1 protein-coding gene is annotated in these 955 nt (G+C 54.5%); it reads right to left on the bottom strand.

The window, feature by feature from the left end; translation table 11 throughout:
• Positions 1-16 precede the first annotated feature (16 nt).
• Positions 17-955: GDSL-type esterase/lipase family protein (locus M6D81_RS31535; protein ID WP_262681631.1), on the bottom strand; the 939-nt coding region annotated here is incomplete at its 5' end.

The raw sequence follows: 955 nt of genomic DNA, 5'->3' as shown, positions 1-955 counted from the left end.
ATAAAAGGCCGTTCGGCTATTCCTTGCGCTCCCCGAATCGAATGTCGTGCGGAACGATCTCCTCAAGCTTCGCCGCAAGCTTCAGCCCCATCATACAATGCCCTCGATCGGAAGGATGAATCAGGTCCGTCGTCAGCCCCTCCCATTCATCCGCAATGTCATGCCCCTCGATGAGATGAAGGCCGGGATAGTCGAATTCGGCATGCAAGCTTCGCAATATTTCATTAAACTGCTCTACAGCCAAGCGGGCGGGATGCGTGCGATCTCTGTTGTAAGTCGCATGATTCGGATAGATAGTAATCAATACGACAGGCTTGTCGGGATGTACGCGCACCATCTGCGTTATCAAATAGCGAGCACGCTCTTCGAACTCCAGAGGCGTGAATCTCTCTCGCATATTCACTCCGATCTCCAGCGTTGCGAAGCTCCAATCAGCACAGCCGGGGAGCCAGTCCGCCACTTCCGGCTCGCATAAGCAAGCGCCTCCAAGCCCCTTGTTCAGGACATCCACACCTAATCTCATAGCCGCCTGCTGGATATAAGCGCTGTGATGCGACAAGGCTCCCGAACCATGGGTAATTGAAGAGCCGTAAGCAAGCCAGCTTACGGTCGGCATCTCATCCTTGCGGGGAGGTCGAACGTCATGGCCGAATGCATCCACATAGTGGAAGACGGCACAGAAGCCTTGTCCCGCCCCATAGCTTCGACTAATCATAATCCTCCATACATCGGGAGAGAAGCGGCCGGACCGAAGCCGCTCCTCCTCTATCCAATCGAACCGTTCCGAACGTTGAAGCAACAGAGTCTCCACAGAACCAGCGCGAAGGATATGCTGTGAATGAAAGTAGTCCCCTTGATACACAAGCACCTCTCCGTCTATCTCCAGTGAAGAGAGGGCGATCAGCACGGCGTCGGCATTCGTTACGAACCGAATCTCGCAGCCCGTAGACATCTG

The sequence above is a fragment of the Paenibacillus sp. J5C2022 genome (genome assembly GCF_025567625.1).
GTDB lineage: Bacteria > Bacillota > Bacilli > Paenibacillales > Paenibacillaceae > Pristimantibacillus.
This window is presented reverse-complemented; position numbering and strand designations above follow the sequence as displayed.